Here is a 23,812-nt window from a genome sequence, read left to right as displayed (position 1 = left end):
CTTGTTTTTCGTGTAATTTATTAACAATTTTTACGACTAGTTTGGTTAATAAGTATGAACCCTAAAATTTTGATTTAATAAAGATTTTTTCGTCAATTAGCGTTTTAGCGTTTAATTAAGGAACAGTTTTTGTCTTTAGTAAAATGTTTTACTATTTTTAATGCAGAAAGGATATAATTATGGATGATAATTTTTCACCTAGAGTAAAAGATGTTATAGCTTACAGTAAAGAGGAAGCTTTACGTTTGGGACACGATTTTATTGGCACCGAACACCTCATGCTTGGGCTACTTAGAGATGGAAGTGGAAAAGCAATAAATATTTTAAGTGCCCTTGATATTGATTTAAATCATTTAAGGCGTAAAGTAGAGATTTTAAGTCCTGCCAACCCTAACATAAGTGTAATGTCTAACCAAAAAAAGAATCTACACCTAACAAGGCAAGCAGAGCGTGCTTTAAAAACCACTTTTTTAGAAGCTAAACTCTTCCAGAGCTCATCAATAAATACAGCGCATTTGTTGCTGTGTATTTTGAGAAATGAAAACGACCCTACTACCAAACTCTTAAATAAGTTAAAAGTTGACTATGATAATGTTAAAGAACAATTTAAATCTATGATAACAAACGATAACGATTATATAGAACCGAAAGCGGAATTTCAAGATGACGATACCGCCTCAAGTGAGGACGCTTCAAAAGACAATATTTTTAATGCGCCTGCAGGCAAGTCTAATAAAAAGTCTAAAACACCTGTTTTAGATAATTTTGGGCGTGATTTAACGGCTTTAGCCGAAGAAGGAAAGCTTGACCCTGTAGTTGGTCGAGAAAAGGAAATACAGCGTGTTTCTCAAGTTTTAAGTAGAAGAAAGAAAAATAATCCGCTTTTAATTGGAGAGCCTGGCGTTGGTAAGTCGGCTATTGCAGAAGGCTTAGCCTTAAGGATCGTAAAAAGGAAAGTATCTCGCATCTTGTTTAATAAACGTGTGGTGACGCTCGACCTAGCCAGCTTAGTGGCCGGGACCAAATACCGCGGTCAATTTGAAGAACGCATGAAAGCTGTAATGAATGAATTAGAAAAAAACGACGACGTTATTCTATTCATTGATGAAATCCACACCATAGTTGGTGCCGGTGGCGCTACTGGAAGCTTGGATGCCTCAAACATGTTTAAGCCGGCCCTTGCAAGAGGAGAAATTCAATGTATTGGCGCTACAACCCTTGACGAATACAGGCAATACATTGAAAAAGATGGTGCCCTTGAAAGACGTTTTCAAAAAGTAATCGTAGAGCCTACTTCGGTTGAAGAGACCATTGAAATTCTTAACAATATAAAAGGCAAATACGAAGAACATCATAATGTTGATTATACACCAGGAGCTATTGCTGCCTGTGTGAAATTGACCAATAGATATATGACCGAACGGTTTCTTCCAGACAAAGCGATTGATGCATTAGATGAAGCGGGATCGAGAGTTCATATAACTAACATTGATGTTCCAAAGCAAATTATCGAGCTTGAAAAACAGTTAGAAGCTATCAAGGAAACTAAAAATGCGGTAGTAAGAAAACAAAAGTATGAAGAAGCTGCAAAACTAAGAGATGATGAAAAGCGCATAGAAAAAGAACTTGCTAGCGCTCAAGAGAAATGGGAAGAAGACACAAAGCAACATCGTGAAATCGTTACAGAAGATAACGTAGCCGATGTCGTGTCTATGATGACGGGGGTTCCTGTAAATAGAATTGCCCAAACCGAAATTAATAAACTTGCGGAGTTACCAAATCTTATAAAAGGAAAAGTTATTGGCCAAGATGACGCCGTTGCTAAGGTAGTAAAGGCCATTCAAAGAAATAGAGCTGGCTTAAAAGATCCTAATAAGCCTATCGGTTCCTTTATATTCCTGGGTCAAACTGGTGTTGGTAAAACCCAATTAGCAAAAGTACTATCAAGAGAATTATTCGACAGCGAAGATTCTTTAGTTAGAATTGATATGAGTGAATACATGGAGAAATTTGCCATTTCAAGACTTATTGGTGCTCCTCCAGGATACGTGGGCTATGAAGAAGGTGGTCAACTTACCGAAAAAGTAAGACGCAAACCTTATGCAGTCATATTACTTGATGAAATTGAAAAGGCGCATCCAGATGTTTTCAATATGTTGTTACAAGTACTTGATGATGGCTACCTTACCGATAGTTTAGGTAGAAAAATTGACTTTAGAAACACTATCATTATTATGACTTCGAATATTGGTGCTAGAAAACTGAAAGATTTTGGAACAGGTATTGGTTTTGGAACGGCCTCTCAAAAAGCACAGGAAGATGCTAATGCCAGAAGTGTTATTGAAAATGCCTTAAAGAAATCGTTCGCACCAGAGTTTTTAAATAGAATTGACGATGTTATTGTTTTCAATCCTTTAGAAAAAGAAGATATCAATAAGATTATCGATATTGAGCTTGAAAAACTACTTGGTAGAATTAAAAACCTTGGATACAATCTTAAACTTACAGATGGCGCTAAAGATTATATTGCAGAGAAAGGTTTTGACAAGCAGTACGGAGCGCGACCTTTAAAAAGAGCCATTCAAAAATATGTGGAAGATTCCCTTGCGGAAGAAATTGTTGCTTCAAACCTAGAAGAAGGTGACCATATTAAGATTGACTACGATAAGAAAAATGATGAATTAAAAATCACAATTGAAAAGGCCGAAAAGCCCACAGAATCATAACAACTTGGTTTATCTGAAGAAAAAAAATCCTACTTTCATTCGAATGTGGGATTTTTTTTTTGAATAAACTGTAACAAATGCAAATAACTACAATCTATATAATAACAACAAAACTATTAGTGACGCTAACCAACTTAAATACTGAAGAACTAATCACACTTTGTAAATCTAAAAACCAATCAGCCCAATTGGAAATTTACAACAGATATTACAAGGCTATGTATAATACTTCAATAAGAATTGTAAAGGATAGTTTTGAAGCAGAAGACATCATGCAAGATGCTTTTTTACAAGCCTTTACCAAACTTAAAACACTTAAAGACGATAGTACTTTTGGTGCTTGGTTAAAACGAATAGTCGTTAATAAAAGTATACACCACTACAGGCAATTAATAAAAAAGAACGAAACCTCTATTGATGATGTTTTATATAAAATTGAAGAAAGCACATATGAATCTGAACAAGATCATAACTATAATAATTTAAAAGCTAATCAAGTATTAGACACAATGAAAACTTTAAAGGATAATTACAGAATTGTGCTAACGCTAAACTTAATAGAAGGTTATGATTACGAGGAGATAGGTGAAATTTTGAATATATCCTATCAAAATACACGAACCATGGTGTCTCGAGCTAAAATGAGCTTAAGGCAAAAATTAAATCAAGTAGCAAGGATTTAAAAATAAAAAAATATGAACGATAATAATATAGATAAAGTTTTTGAAAATTTAAAGAATCAATTTGATGTTGATTCTCCAAAATCCGCACACGAATTACGATTTCAACAAAAACTAGAAACACAGAATAACAGTGCTGCAAAAGTCCTAAAACTTAAGCCCAGCATATGGAAACCCATATTTGCTATAGCAGCATCTATAGTTATGCTACTTGCTGTTTTTATTAATTTGAATGGAGGTGATAAAAAGTCAGATTTAGCCAGTGTATCTCCCGAAATGGCAAAAACTCAGGACTTCTTCACTGCTTCAATTAATGAAGAATTGAGAAAATTAAAAGCTGAATCCTCTCCCGAAGTTCAAGTACTAATACAAGACGCACTAAAGCGTATTCAGGTTTTAGAAAATGACTATGCTGGTTTAAAAATAGACTTAAAGGAAAGCGGTGAAGACAATCGTGTTATTTATGCTATGATCTCAAATTTTCAAAATAGAATCGACATTTTACAAAATACTCTAGAGCAAATTGAAATAGTTAAACAATTAAATTATTCATCAGACGGTTTATTAGAATCAAATATTTAATAGCAAAAAATGATTAAATAAAAATTTATCGATCGTCCCTATTAAAAAACGAACACATGAAAAAAATTATACACATTGGCATAGTAATCAGCTTGCTTATACTTCCTCTACTAATTTCAGCTTCAAGTAAGACAGATTTTAAGCACACTAAAACTAAGACTATTAAAAAGGAGTTTTCTGTAAATAAAAATGCCTCTTTAGAAGTTGACAATAGCTACGGAAACCTTGATGTAGTCACTTGGGATGAAAACAGAATTGTTTTTGAAATAACCATAACCACCTCAGGGAACAATGAGGAAAAAACTCAAGAAAAACTTGATGAAATAACGGTTAATTTTTCTGCAAATTCTGATGCCGTCTCTGCAAGAACCATGTTTGGCAATAAAAAATCTGGCTCCTGGTGGAATTGGGGTAATAGTGGAAAAATTAAAATGAAGATTAATTATCTCATCAAAATGCCAATAACCAATAAGATAAACTTAAGTAATGACTATGGTAATATTAACGTTGACAAATTAAAGGGACAGGCCAAATTGAGCTGTGATTATGGCAAGATTACTACTAAAGAGCTTATGGCTGCAGATAATGCTATAAGTTTTGATTATTCTAAAGGCTGTTATTTTGAGTATATTAACAGTGGTAAAATTAATGCGGACTATAGTGATTTTACCATAGCAAAAACTAAGGATATTCATATTTCTGCAGACTACTCCAACTCCAAAATAGAAATTGCTGAAAACGTAAAGTATACCTGCGACTATGGAAATATGAAAATAGATGCCGCAAACAATATTGACGGCAATGGCGATTACCTAACAACCGTAATTGGAGATGTTTACAACAACGTCACTCTAAGAGCCGATTATGGATCTATAAAAATAAAACATCTAACAGAAAGCGCTGGAAATGTAGATATTAAATCTGATTACGTTGGAATTAACATTGGATACGCGCAAGATTACTATTTCGACTTTAATATTAGACTAGATTATGGCTCGTTAAGGGAAAGTGATGGTTTAACATTTATTAAAAAGAACATACAATCAAGTGATAAATATTATAGTGGCTATCGAGGAACACAATCTACAGGCAACTTAATATCTATAACATCGGACTATGGCAGTGTTTCATTAAAACCATACTAATATCATTAATCAAAATCAAAATTTATGAAAACTATTAGCATCTTAAAAATCGCATTTACAATTATTAGTTGCTTACTAATTTCAACCACTCAAGCACAATGGAAAAAAATTAAAGGCAATGGCAATAAGGTTTCTATTATGAGGTCTACGCCAGAATACAGTGGCATTAAGTGTGCTGGATCTTTTGACTATATTTTAGTTAAAGGCAAAGAAGGTTCCTTAACGCTTGAGGGCGACGAGAACTTACTAGATTTTATAATTACTGAAGTAAAAGGAGATATCTTAAAAGTAAAAGTGAAAGATGGCGTGAGCCTAAAAACAAGGAATGGTAGCTCTATAAAAATAACCATTCCTTTTGAAAGTATTAATAAGGTAGCTTTGGCAGGTTCTGGAGATTTATATAGCAAAAACGTAATTAACACTTCTAGTTTAGATGTCTCTCTCGCTGGTTCTGGAGATATCACTTTAGATATTAAAACGGAATCTGTAGAAAGTGCACTATCAGGATCTGGCGATATTACTTTAAAAGGTACAACCGAAAACCTTGAATCGAAAGTTGCCGGGTCGGGCGATTTCCATGGCTTTGAGCTAGACGCTAATAACACTGAAGTTTACGTTGCTGGATCTGGAGACGCCAAAGTAGTTGGTAACAAAACTTTAAAAGCAAGGGTTTCAGGATCTGGTGATATTGCATATCATGGCTCTCCTGAAAAAGAAGACACCAAGGTTTCAGGGTCAGGAAGTATTAGCAACTAAATTTTCATCAATCAATAATCTGTTTAAAACCTCATGATTCGTCATGAGATTTTTTAGCATTATACTTCAGCGCTACCCTTAGGAACTCTAAGTAGCATTACGATCCCCAGCAAAAAGAAAATAAACAGAAACAATATGGCGTTACGCATAGTACCAGTAATTTGATCGATACTAGCAAAGATTACCATACCTATTACGATACCAACTTTTTCGGCAACATCATAAAAACTAAAATAAGACGTTGTGTCTTCTGTTTCCGGTAAAAATTTTGAATAGGTAGACCTAGCTAATGACTGGATACCTCCCATAACAAAACCAACTACCCCAGCAGCAATATAAAACTGTGTTGGGGTAAACATAAAATAAGCATAGAAACAAGTAGCCATCCAAATCATGTTAATACCTATTAAGGTTTTAATATTACCAAACTTTTCAGAAGCCAATGAGGTTAAATATGCTCCAAGAACGGCTATTAGCTGAATAATTAGTATACTTCCAATCAAGCCAACAGTTTTTTCAGAATCACCTCCCCAATTAATTTCTTCTTCTCCAAAATATACAGCTACTAACATAATAGTTTGTACAGCCATACTAAACACGAAAAAAGCATACAGGTACCTTTTTAATCTTAAATTTGACTTTAATTGAACCCATACCTGTTTCAGTTCTCGTATCCCATTAAAAATTATAGCTCTAGTTACTTTATTACCAGAAGAAACACCCTTTGGCAAATAATAAAAGGAATACTGACTAAATAAGGCCCACCAGACACCAACCGTAACAAAAGACACTCTCATAGCTTTGATAGAAGCGTTATTCTTTGCGGCCTCTAGAGCTTGGTTTACGGCTGATTCATTTCCTGAGTTTAACAAGGCTTCAGAAATTGATATTTCGAAACCAAACCACTCTGGCTTCATAACCATAGCTAAGTTTAAAATTAACAACAAAACACTACCAATATATCCCCAAGCAAATCCTTTGGCGCTTATCCTATCTTGTTGCTCTTCAAAAGCAATGTCTGGTAAGTAAGAATTATAAAATACCAAACTCCCCCAATAACCAATTAGCCCCATAAAATAAAATAGCAAACTAACATGAATATGCTCCAGATTGAACCAATATAACCCAATGCAACCTAAGCTTCCCAGATAGCAAAAAAACTTCATAAAAGCTTTCTTATTACCCACGTAATCTGCAATGCCAGATAGAATTGGAGATGTTAAAGCCACCACCAAAAACGTAAAGGCCGTAACAAACGTTATTAAAGCGGTACTTTTAAATTCAAACCCAAAAGCAGATACCGTTTTAATCTCAGAAATAAAAAGTGCCGAGTAAAAAATGGGAAAGATAGAAGATGCTATGGTAAGTGTATAAACGGAATTCGCCCAGTCGTAAAACGCCCAAGCATTTAGTAGCTTTTTACTACCTTTTTTAAGTTCTGACATATAAAAAGCTGCTCTTTTGTAAGCAGCTTCTAAAGTAATCAAATATTTTTAGTTAGTAGAAAATTAGTATTCTCTAAATTTTGTTACACCAAATTTTTGAGCCTCGGCAGCCGCCGCAGGTGCCAATGCTGTTAAGTTAGCGATGCGAGAATCATTAGAGGGGTGTGTGCTTAAAATTTCTGGAGGCGCTTGCCCGCTCCCGCTATTAGCTTTCATGCGTTTCCATAATTCTGCTGCTTCAGCAGGATCATAGCCCGCTATAGCCATTAAATACAGTCCAATTTTATCTGCCTCAGTTTCATGGCTTCTGCTAAAAGGAAGCATAACCCCAAGTTGCGAACCAACACCATAATACTGGTTAAATGCATCTCTTGCTCTTGGATCATTTAATGCAATATTACCCGCTACTGCTCCAACTTGCTGGAGCATACCAGCACTCATTCTTTGCTGTCCATGATTAGCCAACGCATGTGCTACTTCATGTCCCATTATAGCAGCAACCCCTGTTTCAGATTTCGCAACAGGTAGAATCCCCGTATAAAACACTATTTTACCTCCTGGCATACACCAAGCATTCACCGTTTCGTCATCTACTAAATTATATTCCCATTTGTAATCATTTAAATAACTGTGGTGCCCATTAGCAGTTAACCACCGTTCGGCTGCACTAGCAATTCGTTGCCCTACCCTAGTAATCATCTGAGCGTCTTTAGTTCCTGTTACTACTTTATTCTCTGACAAAAATTGATCATATTGAGCAAAAGCCGTTGGAAATAACTGTGAGTTTGGCACAAGAGCCATAGTCTTTTGGCCAGTAAATGGATTGGTGGCACAAGACCATATTACCAATACCAAAACCAATAACCCTCCAATTTTATTAAAATTCATAAAAGTCTGTTTAATTCGTTCTAAAAATACAAATTTGTTCCTTTACAATTATAAGACACGTTCTACTTTTTTGGTCACATTTTTAATACTAAAACCATATTTTCTTTGTAATGTTTTAATTTACAAAACGACTGGATAAAGAAAAACTATGAAACATTTAATAATACTTTGCTTACTCGTGATAGGATGTAAAGGTAATAGTCAAAAAAAAACTACAGATAAATACAAGGTATCGAAGGCCGAGGCCGAATGGAAAGCACAATTATCGGACCAAGAATATTACGTTTTAAGAAAATCAGGCACAGAGCGTGCGTTTACGAGTCCGCTAAACAAACATTATGAGAAAGGAATTTACGTTTGTAAAGCCTGTGAAACTCCATTATTTAAAAGTGATCACAAATATGATTCTGGAAGTGGTTGGCCTAGTTTTGATAGAGAAATAAAGGGCAATGTGGCCTTTTCAACAGACTATAAAATAGGTTATGCTAGAACAGAAGAGCACTGTGCCACCTGTGGTAGCCATTTAGGACATGTCTTTAATGATGGCCCTCGAGACACTACAGGCAAACGCCATTGCATTAATGGCATTGCTCTAAAATTTATTCCGAAATCATAAGTTTAAGGCTCTATCATTATGGAATAGCGTGCTACTCATAAACCAAAATAAATTCAGCCAAGAGAAAAAAAGAAAGCACTATACGAATGACATGTAAATCAATCCTCCACCCTATTCTTAAATGGCCTTATAATTAACCTAGCTTCCCTGTCGAACCTAACATAGTTATATACCCAATTAACAAAAACGACCATTCGATTTCTAAAACCGATAAGAAAAAATAGATGGACAAACATCCATACATACCATGCAAAAACTCCTTGAAACTTAAAACGTTTTAAATCTACCACGGCTTTATTTCTTCCTATAGTAGCCATGGCCCCCTTATTAGTATATTCAAAAGGGCGCATAGGTTTTTCTTCAATCAAGTTTAAAATATTGTCGCCCAATTGGTCTCCCTGTTGCATGGCAGGCTGTGCCATCATAGGTAATCCGTTCGGGCTTTCTTTAGTGGCCATGCAAGCAATATCTCCAATGGCAAAAATATGATCGAAACCCTTTACTTGATTAAATTCGTTAACTAAAATGCGGTTACCTCTGCTAACAAATTCCTGGGCATCCAGGCCTTTAATTGTGGCGCCTTTTACTCCTGCGGCCCAAACTAAAGTTGCCGTATCAAAAGTTAAATCTGAATTTGTTGTAACCGTTCGGCCATCATAATTAGTAACCTTAACATTCTTCCATATATTAACACCTAATTTCTCTAAGAAAACTTCTGCTTTCTCCGATGCCTTGGCACTCATACCTTTTAATAAGCAGTTTCCAGATTGTATAATATGTATTTGGGCCATCCTAGTATCAAGATCTGGATAATCTTTAGGCAAAATACCTTTCTTAATTTCAGCCAATGCACCAGCTAACTCCACCCCTGTTGGACCGCCACCTACAATCACAAAATTCATTAAGGCATTTCGCTCGTTTAAATCTGATGTTAAAAGAGCTTCTTCAAAATTCTCAAGAATCAAACTCCTTAAATTCAAAGATTGTGGTATCGTTTTCATTGCCATGCTATGGCGCTCAATTTCAGAATTCCCAAAATAATTAGTTGTAGAACCTGAAGCCACTACTAAATAATCGAACTTAAGCTTTCCTATGTTTGTTTGTACCTTGTTTTTTTTAATATCAATTTCTTCTACATTGGCCAATCTAAAAAAGAAATTAGGAAAATCCTTTAATATCTTTCTAATAGGATAGGCTATAGAGTCAGGTTCCAAACCACCCGTAGACACTTGGTATAGTAAGGGCTGAAATGTATGATAATTGTGCTTATCTAAAAGTACAACTTGCACTTCTTGCTTTGATAATTTCTTTGCCAGAGCAATTCCAGCAAATCCACCGCCTATAATTACTATTCTAGGATAACTAGTTCTAGGTATGTTCATAAAATCAAACTTGTTCCACAAAGGTAAGATTTAAGACCTAAATTTAAGGGCTTCTAAATTCATTATTCGAATTCGATTTTGTAAATTCGTACCCTAAAATTTAACACATGAGTAAATACGATATTATTGTTCTTGGAAGTGGTCCTGGTGGCTATGTAACAGCTATTAGAGCATCTCAATTAGGTTTTAAAACCGCTATTGTTGAAAAAGAAAGTTTAGGTGGTGTATGTTTAAATTGGGGATGTATTCCAACAAAAGCCTTGCTAAAATCAGCCCAAGTGTTTGAATATCTGAAACATGCAGAAGATTACGGACTTAAAGTAAATGATGCTAAACACGATTTTGATGCCGTTGTAAAACGCAGCCGTGGTGTTGCAAATGGAATGAGCAAGGGAATTGAGTTTTTAATGAAAAAGAATAAAATTGACGTTATAAAAGGTTATGGAAAACTTAAACCTGGGAAGAAAATTGACGTTGATGGTACTGAATATAGCGCTAATAACATCATTATAGCTACAGGAGCGCGTTCAAGAGAATTACCTAGCTTACCTCAAGATGGTAAAAAGGTTATCGGTTATAGAGAAGCCATGAGTTTACCAAAACAACCAAAGAAAATGATTGTTGTTGGTTCTGGAGCAATTGGTGTTGAGTTCGCTTACTTTTACAACTCAATGGGTACTGAAGTAACTGTTGTTGAGTATTTACCTAATATTGTGCCAGTTGAAGATGAAGACGTATCGAAACAATTAGAGCGTTCGTTTAAAAAGAATGGTGTGAAGATTATGACCTCTGCCGAAGTTACGTCGGTTGACACTTCTGGTGATGGTGTTAAAGCCACTGTTAAAACTAAAAAGGGCGAGGAAGTTCTTGAAGCTGATGTTATTTTGAGTGCTGTTGGTATTAAAACGAATATTGAGAATATTGGTTTAGAAGACGTTGGTATTGTTGTAGATAGAGATAAAATTATAGTAAATGATTTTTATCAAACTAATATCCCTGGTTATTTTGCTATTGGAGATGTTACACCGGGTCAAGCGTTGGCACACGTAGCTTCTGCTGAAGGCATTTTATGTGTTGAAAAACTTGCAGGACATCATGTTGAAGCTTTGGATTATGGCAATATTCCTGGTTGTACCTATTGTTCTCCTGAAATAGCTTCTGTTGGTTTAACCGAAAAGCAAGCTAAAGACAAAGGCTTAGATATTAAAGTTGGTAAATTTCCATTCTCGGCTTCTGGAAAAGCGAGTGCAGGAGGAAATAAAGATGGTTTTGTAAAAGTTATCTTTGATGCTAAATATGGGGAATGGTTAGGCTGCCATATGATTGGTGCTGGAGTTACCGATATGGTTGCCGAGGCTGTGGTTGCTAGAAAACTAGAAACTACTGGACACGAAGTTCTAAAAGCTGTTCACCCACACCCTACTATGAGTGAGGCAGTAATGGAAGCAGTTGCCGATGCTTATGACGAATGTATCCATATATAAGAGCTATAATAAATTCCAAAATAAAAAAGTTCCAGAAATCTGGGACTTTTTTATTTATGTCTGTTTTTTAAATTTAATCAAGAAAGCTTTGAATGGCTAGTTCGTAACTCTGAAGTCCAAACCCAAGAATTACCCCTTTTGCATTTGGAGAAATATAGGATTGATGACGAAATTCCTCCCTACCAAAAGTATTTGAAATATGAACTTCTATAACTGGAGTTTCAATACCCTTTATCGCGTCTCCAATACCAATACTTGTATGTGTATAGGCACCTGCATTAAGAATAGCACCATCATAACTAAACCCTATTTCATGTAGTTTATTAATTATCTCTCCTTCTATATTTGATTGATAATAACTCAATTCAACAGTGGGATACTTATTTTTGATTTTATCAAAAAACTCTGTAAATGTTAAACTACCATAAATATTTGGCTCTCTTTTGCCCAATAAATTTAAATTAGGTCCATTGATAATAATTAGTTTTTTCATATTTCAAAAATATAAAAAAGCTATAAAAAAACCGAAGTTCAAAACTTCGGTTTAAAATATTCGTATTTAACGGTTTTCAAATGTCAAAAATAACTCCCACGTTAAAAGCAGAGGTAGCATTAAATACACTAAAATCTTCGTCAAACAAATCAACGAAACCATTATACCCCTGATATTGAATGTACAATTGTGTATCATTGGCAATATCAAATTTATAGCCTATACCTACTCCCAAACCTACATCAAAAGAACTTTCAATCATGTCTTTAACATCCACGTTCCCTTCTGGGGTATCTGCTTTAGCACTAACTAAAAATCCAATAGTGGGACCAAAATTTAAGAACCAATTTCTTCTTGACCCAAAATGCCAATTAGCATGTAAAGGTATAGCTATGTAATTCAATTTATCAATAAAGTCTTGACCAGATATAGTAATTTTAGTTCCTTTAGAGTCATAGATAAGACCTGAACGAAAGCTCCAACGGTTATTCAAATAATATTCAACAGTAGCGCCAACATTAAAAGCTGTCCTAATTTTATTATTTAAACTTTCCGAACTCGAATAATTTGAAAAGTTTAAACCCAATTGAGGAGCTACTGTGAAGTCCCCTTTTTCATTCTGTGCGTTCATAATAGAAAAAGCTAATACCATAATGGGTATCAAAAATAATTTCTTCATAATATTTTATTATTAATTTGGATGCGGCAAATAAATAACAAAAAAAGTATTTTACCACACATATTTGAGGTTTATTCATACAAAATATCTTAAAATTTAGTAATATAACTAAACCCAAATATGCTTGTATAGATAAAAACCTTATTCGTACTTTTACTTATCATGAAATGGCAACAAGCACTTAAAGACTACCAGTTATATTTAAAAATAGAACGCGGGTTATCTCAAAATTCTATTAACAGTTATGTTCTAGACATTAAAAAATTAATGAACCATCTGGAAGCTAATAATATAGCGAAATCCCCAATTTCAATTGAATCTGATACCATTCAACAATTCATCTATCAAATTGCTCAGGTAGTGAATGCTCGATCTCAATCTCGAATTATCTCAGGACTTAAAAGCTTTTTTAACTACTTAATTTTTGAAGATTACCGAACCAGTAATCCCTTAGAGCTCATAGAATCTCCTAAAATAGGAAGAAAGCTTCCGGACACCCTTTCTGAAGATGAAATTGATACTCTTATTAAAGCTATAGATTTAAGCAAACCAGAAGGCGAAAGAAACCGTGCAATGCTAGAAACCTTGTATGGCTGTGGTTTGCGTGTAAGCGAGCTTATAAATCTTAAAATCTCTGATTTGTTTTTTGAAGAAGGGTTTATAAAAGTAACTGGAAAAGGAGATAAACAACGTTTTGTTCCTATTATTGACATTACTCAAAAATATATTAACCTTTACCGATATGAGATTAGAACTCATTTAAACATTCAAGCTGGCTTTGAAGATACATTATTTCTTAATAGAAGAGGCAAACAGCTTACTAGGGCTATGGTTTTTACAATAATAAAACAACTTGCTGAAAAGACTGGGCTAAAGAAAAAAGTTTCTCCCCACACTTTTAGACATTCTTTTGCAACGCACCTATTAAAAAATGATGCCGATTTGAGATCCATACAGCTTATGCTTGGACATGAAAACATCACTGCCACAGAGGTATACGTACATCTAGATAAAAGTCATCTAACTAAAGTTGTAGAAAAATATCATCCTAGAAAATAAAAATCCAGCATAAAGCTGGATTTAATATTTTGAACATGAGAGAATAAGCTATTTTGCAATATTAACCGCTCTTGTTTCCCTTATTACTGTTACCTTAACCTGACCAGGATATGTCATATCGGTTTGAACTTTTTGAGAAATATTAAATGATAAATCTGCTGCTTTTTGATCATCGACCTTTTCACTTTCAACAATGACTCTAAGTTCACGACCAGCCTGAATAGCATAGGCCTTTTTTACACCGTTAAACCCAAAAGCGATATCCTCCAAATCTTTTAAACGTTGTATATAACTGTCTAATACTTGACGTCTTGCCCCTGGTCTTGCTCCCGAAATAGCATCACAAACTTGAATTATAGGAGCTAACAAAGATTTCATTTCAATTTCATCATGGTGCGCTCCAATGGCATTACACACCTCTCCTTTTTCATTATATTTTTCAGCCCATTGCATCCCTAAAATAGCATGAGGCGTTTCCATATCTGCTTCTGCATCTGGCACTTTTCCAATATCATGAAGTAAACCTGCTCGTTTTGCAAGTTTAGGATTCAACCCTAATTCGGCCGCCATAACACCACAAAGCTTAGCTACTTCACGAGAGTGCTGAAGCAAATTTTGTCCGTAAGAAGAACGGTACTTCATTCTACCTACCATTTTAATTAATTCTGGGTGTAAATTATGAATCCCCAAATCAATAACGGTACGTTTACCTACTTCAATAATTTCCTGTTCAATTTGCTTTTGAGTTTTCTTTACAATCTCTTCAATCCTTGCTGGATGGATTCTGCCATCGGTTACTAGCTTATGCAAAGATAAACGAGCTACTTCTCGTCTTACAGAATCAAAACATGATAAAATAATCGCTTCAGGCGTATCGTCTACAATAATCTCAACACCAGTCGCCGCTTCAATCGCTCTAATATTTCTTCCCTCTCTACCAATAATTCTTCCTTTTACGTCATCCGATTCAATATTAAATACAGACACACAATTATCAACAGCCTCTTCGGTTCCAATGCGCTGAATGGTATTAATAATAACCTTTTTAGCGTCCTGTTCTGCCGTCAACTTAGCCTCTTCCATAGCACTTTGAATAAAAGCCATGGCATCATTTTTAGCCTCACCCTTGAGAGATTCAACCAATTGTTCTTTAGCCTCTTCAGCAGATAAACTAGAAATAACTTCTAATTGCTGTACCTGACTTTTATGCAGTCTATCTAACTCCTCTTGCCTTTTTTCAAGAACATCTAGCCTGTGATTGTAATCATTGATTTTTCTGTCAAGACTCTCATTGAGCTTCTTACCTTTAGAGAGTTCGTTGGAAATCTGAGACTCTTTATCCCGTGTGCGCTTTTCAGCTTCGGCCATTTTTTTATCTCTTGCCAGAATGACCTTTTCATGTTCTGCTTTTAGTTCAATAAACTTCTCCTTAGCTTGAAGAATCTTATCTTTTTTAAGGTTTTCACCTTCGCTTTTCGCTTCTTTAAGTATTAATGAAGCACTTTTTTTTGCTTCCTTAACAAGTTTTGAAGCATTATTTTTCTCTAATGTCTTGGCTATAATAAATCCTATGATTAAGCCTAATATGACACCGCCAACTGCAAATATAATTGAGTTATCCATCGTTAATTTAGTGGTTTATATATATAAAAAAAGCCTACACTAGTATAAAGTTTTGTATAAACTCCTTAAAAACAAGTTTAGGGCTAACAAATTGATCAAGGATCTGCGACTAAGGCAGCATGCTTTTACAACTTAAACTCACCCTTTTTAAAGAATTAACGTTGAGTTTATCAAAAAAAATAACCAATGCAGGCAGTAACTTTTATCTATTTTAAAGAACGTTTAAGAAACTAAATGTTTTGTGAGTAATTCGTCTAAAGCCTTAAGCTTTTCTTCAACATGCTCACTAACATTTGCTTTATCTATTGTTTTCTGTTCTACTTGAGAGGCAAACTGCAGCGCACACATCGCTAAAACATCTTGTTTATCTCTTACAGAATAACTTTGCTCAAACTGTTTAATCATTAGCTCAATATTCTTAGCTGCTTTTCGTAAACCTTCTTCCTGAATTGCATCAATAGTTAAAGGATATACTCTATTCGCTATAGATAGCTTTATTTTAAGCTTTTCGGCCATTACAATCTTCTACTTTAATCCGAGAGTTGCGCTATACAATGATCAATATCTCTGATTAAGGCATTTATTTTAAGCTTAGTTTCTCTTTTATTATCGTCACTACCAAGTATGGAATTTGCCATTTTTAGAGCCTCATACTTTTCTTCCCAAGCACTAATTTCAGTTTTTCGAGAAGAATTTAAACGCTTTGAAACCTCTAACTCTTCATTTAATTTCAAATTAGCATGCTTTAAAAGCTCTAGTTTGTGTAATAATTTACTAATCTTGTTTTCTAATGAATCTACAATATCTTCAATATTACTCATTTACAAAATTCAATACTTACATCACAAAGTTAACATTACTTGCTTTAAATAACAATTGTTTTTTCATAAAAAATAAAAATGCTATTCCTCGATACTGCGAAGAAAATACTGGCTTGATTTTTGTTCACAGCTTTGCGTTTTAGTATCAAATTAATAATTTAGCCCCACATTATTAGATATGCGATTTTTACCTGCCCTTTATTTACTGCTTCTTTTATCAATTGTAACTCAAGCTCAAACTTCGTATCCACAAGATTATTTCAATCCGCCATTAAACGTTCCTTTAGTATTATCTGGTACTTTTGGTGAGTTACGTTCAAATCATTTCCATGCGGGTTTAGACATAAAGACTCAGCAAACTACAGGTTTAAAGGTTTTTGCATCTGCGAATGGTTTTGTAAGTAGAATTAAAGTATCTCATTTTGGCTATGGTAAAGCTTTATATATTACTCATCCCAATGGTTACACAACTGTTTATGCACATTTACAAAAGTTCGCCCCCACTATTGAAGCTTATGTTAAAAAGGCTCAATACAAAAAAGAGTCCTACGAAATAGAACTCTTTCCAAAAGCAGAAGAATTGCCCGTTTTTCAAGATAGTTTGGTTGCATATAGTGGGAATTCTGGAGGTTCGGGAGGGCCACATCTTCATTTTGAAATAAGGGATAAAAATGAACACCCCATGAACCCAATGTTATTTGGGTTAGATGTAAAGGATACTACAAGTCCTGTTGTTAAATCTATCTATGCTTATCCTTTAGATACTAAATCCTTTATAAACCAAAGTAACACAAAACAAAAGCTTCGATTAATACCTTTATTAAACGGCGATTATAAAGTTGAAAATATTGATGCCATTGGTTCCATAGGTTTCGGTATTGAAACAATAGATAGGCAAGATCTAGGAGCCAACGCCAATGGTGTTGCTAATATTCAAACTTTTGTTAATGGTAGTAGAAATTTTGAGCTCGATTTTAAACGGTTTTCTTTTAACGAAAGTAAGCACATAAATCAACTCATTGATTATGAAAACTACATTAGCAAAAAGTCTAGAGTTCAGAAATTATTCAAAAAAAACAATCCTCTTAGTATAATTAAGTCGTCTGCAAATAATGGATTTATAGCCATTGAAGATAGCACTAACGTTGTTTACAAGATAAGAGTGGCCGACTATAAAAATAATGAAGCTTGGGTAACCGTGCACATTAACGGAACAAATTTAACCAAAGGAGAAGCTATAAAAACGATTGCATCCCCTTATTTTGTTAACTCAAAACAAACAATTAATCTTAAAAAAGGGCGCGTATCTGTTGATTTTTACAAAGACACATTCTACGAAAACTTCTATATTGATTTTGACGTTAAAAATGACACGCTTTTTTTACATGATGACACTAAGGCGGCTAAAAAAAACTTTCGTGTTGCTTTTGACGTAAGTCACTATAACCAAAAAGACAGAAACAAACTTTATATTGCTCGTCTAATAGGCAAAAAAAAGTATCCGACTTATACAAGTACCAAAAGAAAAGGCAACGAATTAGTCACAAATACGAAAAAGCTAGGCACTTATGCGCTGGCGCTAGACACCGTAAAACCTTCTATAAAGCCGGTAAATTTTAAAAACAAACAGTGGTTAAAAAACTACAGGTTTCTAAAAATTAAAATTGATGATGACGCTTCTGGTATCTCCAATTTTAGAGCTACGGTAAACGGGAAATGGATTCTTATGGAGTATGATTACAAAACTAAAACATTATCTTATGATTTTAATGATAAGATGATTCTTGATACAAAGAATAATTTAAAGCTTATTGTTACTGATAATGTTGGAAATAATTCTACATTTGAAACGTTATTTTACAAAAAATAAACTTTTTTACTTTTGAGAGCAGGACTTTTACGAACCACTATACTTCTATTTTTATTTACAACCATAAGTTTTGCTCAAACAGCAACCATAAGAGGAATCATTTTAGATGAGAACGACAGACCCGTTGATGAGGTAAATATAAAAGCCAATAACACAGGAACCACGTCTAATAAAAATGGATTTTATAATCTTACTATACCAACAGACCAAGATGTAACCGTAGAATTCACTCATATTTCCCATAAAAAGATTTCAAGCGTATTTAACCTTAAAAAAGGCGAAGTTTTTGAATTTAATCCTGTTATGAGCGCATCTGTAGAGCAGATTACTACTGTGGTTATTACAGGAAATAGAAGAAAAGATGTTGAAGGTATTATTACATTAAAGCCTGAAGCGATTAGAAAAATACCCGGAGCTAACGCTGGAGTTGAAAATCTGCTCCTTACACTACCTGGAGTTAGCAACAATAACGAATTAAGCACACAATATTCGGTTCGTGGTGGAAACTTTGATGAAAACCTCGTTTACGTAAATGACATTGAAGTGTATCGACCGTTTTTAATTCGTTCTGGTCAACAAGAAGGCTTAAGCTTTGTGAACACCGATATGGTTCAGAATGTAGAGTTTTCTGCTGGTGGTTTTCAATCTAAATATGGAGATAAACTCTCATCTGTATTAGATATTACCTATAAAGACCCATATCAGTTTGAGGTTAATGCCGACTTGAGCCTACTTGGAGGCAGTCTATCGGTTGAAAATATTAGTAAAGATTCTAAGTTCACAGCAATTGTTGGAGGGCGGTATCGAGATAATAGTTTATTAGTTAATGCAAGAGAGACCGAAACAAATTTTCAACCAACTTTTGCCGATATTCAAGGTTTTTTTACTTACCGATTTACAAATAAATTTCATTTAAGTTTTTTAGGAAACGCCTCGATAAACACCTACAACTACGAACCAGTTTCAAGGCAAACTAATTTTGGAACCTTAGCAGAGCCTATCGCTCTTATAGTCTTTTATGAAGGACAAGAAAAAGACAGATACCAAACATTATTTGGAGCTCTAAAAGGATCCTATTTTGCGAGCGACGATTTAACGCTACATCTTATTACCTCAAGTTATCATACAAGAGAAGAAGAATACTTTGATATTTTTGCTCAGTACAGATTAGGAGAAGTGAATGCTAATATTGGAGATGAAGATTTTGGAGAAGTAGCATTTTCTGAAGGTATAGGAAGTCAGCTAACACACGGTAGAAATGACCTTGACGCTTTAATAACGAATATTGAGCATAAAGGCGATTTTAAAGTTGACGATAACCGTATTGAATGGTCTGTAAAATACACCAACGAAGATATTCGCGACCGTTTAGTTGAATGGGAAGTTATTGATTCGGCAGGGTTTTCTATTAGACCTCCTAGCTTACCTGCAAATGAACAACCTTATGAGCCTTATACAGGGCCCTTAGAACCTTTTCAAAATGTTAGAGCAAAAAACAATACGCAAATTAATAGGCTTCAAGCTTATGCTCAATGGAGTAAGCGCAGTACGCTCGGGAAAAGCGATGTTTGGTATAATGCAGGTATTAGGATGCATAACTGGTCTGTTAAGGGAGAAGGTATAGCCTCTAATAACAGCAGCGTTTTTACACCAAGAGCGCAGTTTGCTATTAAGCCTGACTGGGAAAAAGACATGCTTTTTAGAGTAGCTGCAGGATTCTACTACCAGCCTCCATTTTACCGCGAACTTAGAGATTCCAGTGGTGTTGTTCAACCCAAAGTTAAATCGCAAAAATCGTTTCATGCTGTTATAGGAAATGATTATAGTTTTGAAATGTGGGACAGACCCTTTAAACTTACCTCCGAAATTTTTTATAAAAACTTATGGGATGTAAACCCCTATACGCTAGAAAATGTTCGTATTAGGTATCGGGCTAAAAATAATGCTACTGCATATGCTTACGGATTGGACTTAAGATTAAACGGTGAGTTTGTGCCGGGAACCGAATCTTGGTTTAGTTTTGGCTACCTAAAAACTGAAGAGAATATTGATAACCGAGGATATATCTCCAGGCCAACAGATCAGAGGCTTAAATTTGCAGCTCTGTTTCAAGATTATGTACCTACCATGCCTAATTTAAAAGTGTATTTGAATTTGGTATATAATACAGGTTTACCTGGAGGTTCTCCTAGTTATGCAGACCCCTATGAATACCAAAGTAGACTCCCAGATTATAGACGAGCAGATTTGGGCCTTCAGTATGTAATTGTCGATGCTAACAAACAATTTTCGAGAGGATGGAGAAAACCCTTCAAAGCCCTCTCATTCGGATTTGAAATATATAATATGTTTGATGCTCAAAACTCCATAACCAATACTTGGGTTAGAGACGTAAGCAACAAAAGGCAAATAGCTATACCTAATTATTTAACACCTCGAGTTTTTAATGTAAGAACAACCATGAGGTTTTAAGGTGTTTGTATAAAAGTTTTTAAAGTTTCAACAACATAATCAACTTCTTCTCTAGTATTATTAATACTAAATGAGAAACGCAAAGACGGTTTTTCTAATGCTTCTTTATTCAATATTTCTGTTAGAACATGCGATTTTTGTGAACTGCCACTTTGACAAGCACTTCCTTTTGAACAAGCAATACCTTTTAAATCCAACTGAAAAAGAAGCATCGCCGATTTCTCTGGAGGGATGGGTAATTGAACATTAACCATAGTATAAGTACTTTTTTCGTCATTTCCTGATGCAGCATTTAGTTTGTAATTGGATATATAACGCTCTAGTTGCTTAATAAAATAAGCTTTGAGTTCCTTAATGTATTTGCTTTCAGAATTCAAGTTTTGATAGGCCAAATCAAGCGCTTTTTCCATACCAACAATACTGTGAATGTTTTCAGTTCCTGCTCGTAGACCTCTTTCTTGTTCTCCACCTAATATCATAGGCCTCAACCGAGAATTCTTTTTTATATAGGCAAAACCAACACCTTTTGGACCATGAAATTTATGAGCCGATGCGGCAAGAAAATCGACCCCCACATTCTGTAAGTCTAGTTTATAACGCCCTACAGACTGGACAGCATCAGTATGAAATAAGGCATTATGCGAATGGCACAAATCAGCTACCTGTTTTAAGTTTAAAATGGTTCCAATTTCATTGTTAATATGCATTAAACTTACCAGCGTGTAGCGCGTCTCATTTTGTAATAGATTATCTAACTGAATCAAGTCTAATTCGCCTTCAGCATTTATTTCTAAATAATTCACCTCAACATTAAAGCGCTCTTGTAACTGTTCAACTGTGTGTAAAACAGCATGATGCTCAATTTTGGATGTAATAATCCTAGATACCCCCAAATCTTTTACAGCACTTTTTAAAACCAAATTGTCGGCCTCGGTTCCTCCAGAGGTGAATATAATTTCTCCTGCCGATACATTTAAATGCTTTGCTATAGATTTTCTAGACTGCTCTAATAAAACCCTTGAAGAACGTCCAAAAGCATGTGATGAAGATGGATTTCCAAAATTACTTTTCATAATATCAAACACAACCTGCGCCACTTCTTCGCGAATTGGAGTTGTTGCTGCATTATCAAAATATACCTGTTTCATCTTGCTATTTCCAAATTTTAACCAAAATAAGGTCTCTTATGGAGCCCAAAAATACTTGAAATAAAATTATTATCAATATGATACGTTATAATTATCAATTCGTTTATTTTTGCCAAAAACAAATGGTATGCGTCGGTTATTTTTAGTACTTATTTCTTTCTTTTTTGTTTTCATACAATCTTGCAATGATGGGGATATTATTACTGTAGAACTTGATTTTGAGGATACCTTTGAAGCTTGTGGATCAACAAACCTGGTGCTATTTAAAACAAAAGAAGACCCTTCTGAATCACTGTCACTAAAGCTAAGCGGTGTCACTTTAGAAGATATTTTAAAAGTTGATGATAATGGCCTTTTCGAGAAAACCTATTCCATAAATTCTTCAAACCCTTTTAATTATAGAACTTACAGTAATACAAACCTACCTAGTGATTTATTTTGTAGTGATATTCCAAATTCAGAAGTTAGTATAACTCAAGATATTGCGAGTACAAGTGGTCAGGCAGATGTTAAAACCGTACTTACAGAAGATGATAACGATGGGGTTCCAGCCTTATTAGAAGACAGAAATAATAATGGTGATTTGGAAGACGATGATACCGATCGTGATGGCATTCCTGATTATATTGATGCTGATGACGATGGCGACAATATCCTTACAAAAGATGAAAATCCAGACCCTAATGAAGACGGAAGCCTCAATGGTGCCCAAGACACAGATGGAGATGGTATTCCTGATTATTTAGATAATGATGATGACGGTGACGGTGTAAAAACAAGAGACGAAGAAAATGATTCTCAAGACAACAACCCTGCTAACGATATTACTAACCCAGAGGTTGGTGCCGATTTTTTAAATCCCGAAGTAGCCAATACTGTTCCTGCCACTGGATACAGAGATCATAGTATTTCCCAAACCTTTGAAGTAACTCTAATATTGAGAGATATTGATATACAAGTTATTTCAGCAGATCTTCTAGACTTTGGAAAACTGGTTGATGCTGCCCTATCTAAAACAAGAAAAGGAGAGCCTATTTTTAACTAGTTTCTTGTATTTTGATAGATATAAACTTCGGTAGCTCCTAAACCATATTTTTGATAATTAGCATCATAATATTTCAGGTTTTCATATCTACCAAACAAGTATTCCAGCTCTAATTTTAATACGCCTTGCCCTACCCCATGAATAAAAACTACTTTTTGAATTCGTTTTGACATAGCAAATTCTAACTGCCTTCTTGCGGTATCTAATTGCAAAGTAAGCATCTCATGATTACTCATACCTCGGGAAGACTTAACCAATTGATGAATGTGTAAGTCTACCTCTAAAGTCGGTTCATATCTATCTTTAGCACGCTTTTTTATAGATTGTTTTTTTGGGGGGGGTTCTTTATTGGCTAAAACGGATCCCACACTTGCATTTGTAAAAAGGTTAGCATTTATTTTACCATCTCCCCCATTCTTAACTAGTTCATGTTTAGCAAAACGTAGTAAAAACCCATCGTTTGTTTCAATAGTAATAGTGGTTCCATCCATATGTTTTATTACGCCTGACAAATCTTCATCTAAAACTAAAACCTTATCCCCAACCTTAAAACTCATAACTCTTCTTTGGCATTATGGTTCTCGTCTTCTCCATCCCCTCTACTTGGAATGGTTCTGGCAATTCTATAAATCCCCAACATTAAAAGTACAATTCCAGCAATCAACAAAAACTGATTTTGCTTTTCTCCAACTTTGCTATAGGTAGCAATAAATGCTCCTATTATGATAAGAATATAGTTTAAATATTTCATAGACGTACTTAAAAATTTATGGATTGCAAATTACATTAAAAAAAATACTTCTTGGAACTCTAAAAAAAGTAGATTCCAAGAAGTTATTATCAGCTTGAAATTAAAGATTGTTTTTATTTTTCTTTTATTATTTTTAAACTTTCATTG

At 34.6% G+C, this 23,812-nt stretch carries 22 protein-coding genes and 1 other RNA gene; 11 read left to right on the top strand and 12 right to left on the bottom strand.

Annotation, left to right across the window (positions count from 1 at the left end):
• The first annotated feature begins 179 nt into the window (after window positions 1–179).
• The 5 genes from E5D58_RS05655 to E5D58_RS05635 all read left to right on the top strand — a co-directional run bounded on the left by E5D58_RS05655 (window position 180) and on the right by E5D58_RS05635 (window position 5,889).
• On the top strand, window positions 180–2,726 hold the full coding sequence (locus tag E5D58_RS05655; protein ID WP_136480869.1) for an ATP-dependent Clp protease ATP-binding subunit: 2,547 nt from the start codon (window positions 180–182) through the stop codon (window positions 2,724–2,726).
• 77 nt (window positions 2,727–2,803) lie between these two features.
• On the top strand, window positions 2,804–3,409 hold the full coding sequence (locus tag E5D58_RS05650; protein ID WP_235835849.1) for an RNA polymerase sigma factor: 606 nt from the start codon (window positions 2,804–2,806) through the stop codon (window positions 3,407–3,409).
• Between the two features lie 12 nt (window positions 3,410–3,421).
• Complete coding sequence (locus E5D58_RS05645) at window positions 3,422–3,988, top strand: hypothetical protein (RefSeq protein ID WP_136480868.1); 567 nt, start codon at window positions 3,422–3,424, stop codon at window positions 3,986–3,988.
• Between the two features lie 56 nt (window positions 3,989–4,044).
• Window positions 4,045–5,133 (top strand): hypothetical protein, encoded by a 1,089-nt coding sequence (locus tag E5D58_RS05640; protein ID WP_136480867.1) that lies wholly within the window; start codon window positions 4,045–4,047, stop codon window positions 5,131–5,133.
• Window positions 5,134–5,157: 24 nt separating this feature from the next.
• On the top strand, window positions 5,158–5,889 hold the full coding sequence (locus E5D58_RS05635) for a head GIN domain-containing protein (RefSeq protein WP_136480866.1): 732 nt from the start codon (window positions 5,158–5,160) through the stop codon (window positions 5,887–5,889).
• Window positions 5,890–5,948: 59 nt separating this feature from the next.
• Here E5D58_RS05635 and E5D58_RS05630 read toward each other — a convergent pair whose 3' ends face one another.
• Together E5D58_RS05630 and E5D58_RS05625 are read right to left on the bottom strand one after the other, a co-directional pair.
• The gene (locus E5D58_RS05630) at window positions 5,949–7,334 is read right to left on the bottom strand and encodes an MFS transporter (RefSeq protein WP_136480865.1); all 1,386 of its coding nucleotides are present in this window, start codon (window positions 7,332–7,334) and stop codon (window positions 5,949–5,951) included.
• A 63-nt stretch (window positions 7,335–7,397) separates the two neighbouring features.
• Window positions 7,398–8,222, bottom strand: a complete 825-nt coding sequence (locus tag E5D58_RS05625; protein ID WP_136480864.1) for a M48 family metallopeptidase — start codon at window positions 8,220–8,222, stop codon at window positions 7,398–7,400.
• 148 nt (window positions 8,223–8,370) lie between these two features.
• Between E5D58_RS05625 and msrB the strand changes: the two genes are divergently transcribed.
• Window positions 8,371–8,838: a peptide-methionine (R)-S-oxide reductase MsrB gene (msrB, locus tag E5D58_RS05620; protein WP_136480863.1), complete on the top strand. Its 468-nt coding sequence runs from the start codon at window positions 8,371–8,373 to the stop codon at window positions 8,836–8,838.
• Window positions 8,839–8,936: 98 nt separating this feature from the next.
• Here the strand turns inward: msrB and E5D58_RS05615 are convergent, their stop codons facing one another.
• Window positions 8,937–10,220 carry an NAD(P)/FAD-dependent oxidoreductase gene (locus E5D58_RS05615; RefSeq protein ID WP_136480862.1) on the bottom strand — a complete coding sequence of 428 codons (1,284 nt, stop codon included), beginning with the start codon at window positions 10,218–10,220 and terminating at the stop codon, window positions 8,937–8,939.
• Window positions 10,221–10,327: 107 nt separating this feature from the next.
• On the opposite strand from E5D58_RS05615, the gene lpdA reads away from it, so the two are divergent.
• Window positions 10,328–11,704 carry a dihydrolipoyl dehydrogenase gene (lpdA, locus tag E5D58_RS05610; protein ID WP_136480861.1) on the top strand — a complete coding sequence of 459 codons (1,377 nt, stop codon included), beginning with the start codon at window positions 10,328–10,330 and terminating at the stop codon, window positions 11,702–11,704.
• 73 nt (window positions 11,705–11,777) lie between these two features.
• Here lpdA and aroQ read toward each other — a convergent pair whose 3' ends face one another.
• On the bottom strand, window positions 11,778–12,197 hold the full coding sequence (aroQ, locus tag E5D58_RS05605) for a type II 3-dehydroquinate dehydratase (protein WP_136480860.1): 420 nt from the start codon (window positions 12,195–12,197) through the stop codon (window positions 11,778–11,780).
• 76 nt (window positions 12,198–12,273) lie between these two features.
• Window positions 12,274–12,876: a porin family protein gene (locus tag E5D58_RS05600; RefSeq protein ID WP_136480859.1), complete on the bottom strand. Its 603-nt coding sequence runs from the start codon at window positions 12,874–12,876 to the stop codon at window positions 12,274–12,276.
• Window positions 12,877–13,038: 162 nt separating this feature from the next.
• Between E5D58_RS05600 and E5D58_RS05595 the strand changes: the two genes are divergently transcribed.
• A complete protein-coding gene (locus tag E5D58_RS05595) occupies window positions 13,039–13,935 on the top strand; it encodes a site-specific tyrosine recombinase (RefSeq protein WP_136480858.1) in 897 nt (298 codons plus the stop codon).
• 48 nt (window positions 13,936–13,983) lie between these two features.
• Here E5D58_RS05595 and rny read toward each other — a convergent pair whose 3' ends face one another.
• From rny to E5D58_RS05575, 4 genes are all read right to left on the bottom strand, one after another.
• Complete coding sequence (gene rny, locus E5D58_RS05590) at window positions 13,984–15,558, bottom strand: ribonuclease Y (protein ID WP_136480857.1); 1,575 nt, start codon at window positions 15,556–15,558, stop codon at window positions 13,984–13,986.
• A 58-nt stretch (window positions 15,559–15,616) separates the two neighbouring features.
• A non-coding RNA gene (gene ssrS, locus E5D58_RS05585) (6S RNA) lies at window positions 15,617–15,725 on the bottom strand.
• A 55-nt stretch (window positions 15,726–15,780) separates the two neighbouring features.
• Complete coding sequence (locus E5D58_RS05580) at window positions 15,781–16,074, bottom strand: cell division protein ZapA (RefSeq protein ID WP_136480856.1); 294 nt, start codon at window positions 16,072–16,074, stop codon at window positions 15,781–15,783.
• A 14-nt stretch (window positions 16,075–16,088) separates the two neighbouring features.
• Complete coding sequence (locus tag E5D58_RS05575) at window positions 16,089–16,379, bottom strand: hypothetical protein (protein ID WP_136480855.1); 291 nt, start codon at window positions 16,377–16,379, stop codon at window positions 16,089–16,091.
• A gap of 178 nt (window positions 16,380–16,557) precedes the next feature.
• Between E5D58_RS05575 and E5D58_RS05570 the strand changes: the two genes are divergently transcribed.
• The gene (locus tag E5D58_RS05570) at window positions 16,558–18,249 is read left to right on the top strand and encodes a M23 family metallopeptidase (protein WP_136480854.1); all 1,692 of its coding nucleotides are present in this window, start codon (window positions 16,558–16,560) and stop codon (window positions 18,247–18,249) included.
• A gap of 12 nt (window positions 18,250–18,261) precedes the next feature.
• Complete coding sequence (locus E5D58_RS05565; RefSeq protein WP_136480853.1) at window positions 18,262–20,721, top strand: TonB-dependent receptor; 2,460 nt, start codon at window positions 18,262–18,264, stop codon at window positions 20,719–20,721.
• On the opposite strand, the gene E5D58_RS05560 is transcribed toward E5D58_RS05565, so the two are convergent.
• Window positions 20,718–21,869 (bottom strand): cysteine desulfurase family protein, encoded by a 1,152-nt coding sequence (locus tag E5D58_RS05560; RefSeq protein ID WP_136480852.1) that lies wholly within the window; start codon window positions 21,867–21,869, stop codon window positions 20,718–20,720. The two genes, E5D58_RS05565 and E5D58_RS05560, sit on opposite strands and share 4 nt — an antisense overlap.
• A 127-nt stretch (window positions 21,870–21,996) precedes the next feature.
• On the opposite strand from E5D58_RS05560, the gene E5D58_RS05555 reads away from it, so the two are divergent.
• Window positions 21,997–22,914 (top strand): hypothetical protein, encoded by a 918-nt coding sequence (locus tag E5D58_RS05555; protein ID WP_136480851.1) that lies wholly within the window; start codon window positions 21,997–21,999, stop codon window positions 22,912–22,914.
• On the opposite strand, the gene E5D58_RS05550 is transcribed toward E5D58_RS05555, so the two are convergent.
• Together E5D58_RS05550 and E5D58_RS05545 are read right to left on the bottom strand one after the other, a co-directional pair.
• Window positions 22,911–23,471 (bottom strand): Smr/MutS family protein, encoded by a 561-nt coding sequence (locus tag E5D58_RS05550; RefSeq protein ID WP_136480850.1) that lies wholly within the window; start codon window positions 23,469–23,471, stop codon window positions 22,911–22,913. The genes E5D58_RS05555 and E5D58_RS05550 overlap by 4 nt on opposite strands.
• Window positions 23,468–23,665: a hypothetical protein gene (locus E5D58_RS05545; protein WP_136480849.1), complete on the bottom strand. Its 198-nt coding sequence runs from the start codon at window positions 23,663–23,665 to the stop codon at window positions 23,468–23,470. The genes E5D58_RS05550 and E5D58_RS05545 overlap by 4 nt, the downstream gene beginning before the upstream one ends.
• Between the last annotated feature and the right edge of the window lie 147 nt (window positions 23,666–23,812).

Source organism: Cognatitamlana onchidii, from assembly GCF_004804355.1.
GTDB lineage: Bacteria > Bacteroidota > Bacteroidia > Flavobacteriales > Flavobacteriaceae > Cognatitamlana > Cognatitamlana onchidii.
Note: the sequence above shows the minus strand (reverse complement) of the source record. Positions and strands in the feature narration are given on the sequence as shown.

Coding starts and splice junctions, on each gene's coding strand:
- E5D58_RS05655 (WP_136480869.1), top strand. CDS start 180: ATGGATGATAATTTTTCACCTAGAGTAAAAGATGTTATAGCTTACAGT.
- E5D58_RS05650 (WP_235835849.1), top strand. CDS start 2,804: ATGCAAATAACTACAATCTATATAATAACAACAAAACTATTAGTGACG.
- E5D58_RS05645 (WP_136480868.1), top strand. CDS start 3,422: ATGAACGATAATAATATAGATAAAGTTTTTGAAAATTTAAAGAATCAA.
- E5D58_RS05640 (WP_136480867.1), top strand. CDS start 4,045: ATGAAAAAAATTATACACATTGGCATAGTAATCAGCTTGCTTATACTT.
- E5D58_RS05635 (WP_136480866.1), top strand. CDS start 5,158: ATGAAAACTATTAGCATCTTAAAAATCGCATTTACAATTATTAGTTGC.
- E5D58_RS05630 (WP_136480865.1), bottom strand. CDS start 7,334: ATGTCAGAACTTAAAAAAGGTAGTAAAAAGCTACTAAATGCTTGGGCG.
- E5D58_RS05625 (WP_136480864.1), bottom strand. CDS start 8,222: ATGAATTTTAATAAAATTGGAGGGTTATTGGTTTTGGTATTGGTAATA.
- msrB (WP_136480863.1), top strand. CDS start 8,371: ATGAAACATTTAATAATACTTTGCTTACTCGTGATAGGATGTAAAGGT.
- E5D58_RS05615 (WP_136480862.1), bottom strand. CDS start 10,220: ATGAACATACCTAGAACTAGTTATCCTAGAATAGTAATTATAGGCGGT.
- lpdA (WP_136480861.1), top strand. CDS start 10,328: ATGAGTAAATACGATATTATTGTTCTTGGAAGTGGTCCTGGTGGCTAT.
- aroQ (WP_136480860.1), bottom strand. CDS start 12,197: ATGAAAAAACTAATTATTATCAATGGACCTAATTTAAATTTATTGGGC.
- E5D58_RS05600 (WP_136480859.1), bottom strand. CDS start 12,876: ATGAAGAAATTATTTTTGATACCCATTATGGTATTAGCTTTTTCTATT.
- E5D58_RS05595 (WP_136480858.1), top strand. CDS start 13,039: ATGAAATGGCAACAAGCACTTAAAGACTACCAGTTATATTTAAAAATA.
- rny (WP_136480857.1), bottom strand. CDS start 15,558: ATGGATAACTCAATTATATTTGCAGTTGGCGGTGTCATATTAGGCTTA.
- E5D58_RS05580 (WP_136480856.1), bottom strand. CDS start 16,074: ATGGCCGAAAAGCTTAAAATAAAGCTATCTATAGCGAATAGAGTATAT.
- E5D58_RS05575 (WP_136480855.1), bottom strand. CDS start 16,379: ATGAGTAATATTGAAGATATTGTAGATTCATTAGAAAACAAGATTAGT.
- E5D58_RS05570 (WP_136480854.1), top strand. CDS start 16,558: ATGCGATTTTTACCTGCCCTTTATTTACTGCTTCTTTTATCAATTGTA.
- E5D58_RS05560 (WP_136480852.1), bottom strand. CDS start 21,869: ATGAAACAGGTATATTTTGATAATGCAGCAACAACTCCAATTCGCGAA.
- E5D58_RS05555 (WP_136480851.1), top strand. CDS start 21,997: ATGCGTCGGTTATTTTTAGTACTTATTTCTTTCTTTTTTGTTTTCATA.
- E5D58_RS05550 (WP_136480850.1), bottom strand. CDS start 23,471: ATGAGTTTTAAGGTTGGGGATAAGGTTTTAGTTTTAGATGAAGATTTG.
- E5D58_RS05545 (WP_136480849.1), bottom strand. CDS start 23,665: ATGAAATATTTAAACTATATTCTTATCATAATAGGAGCATTTATTGCT.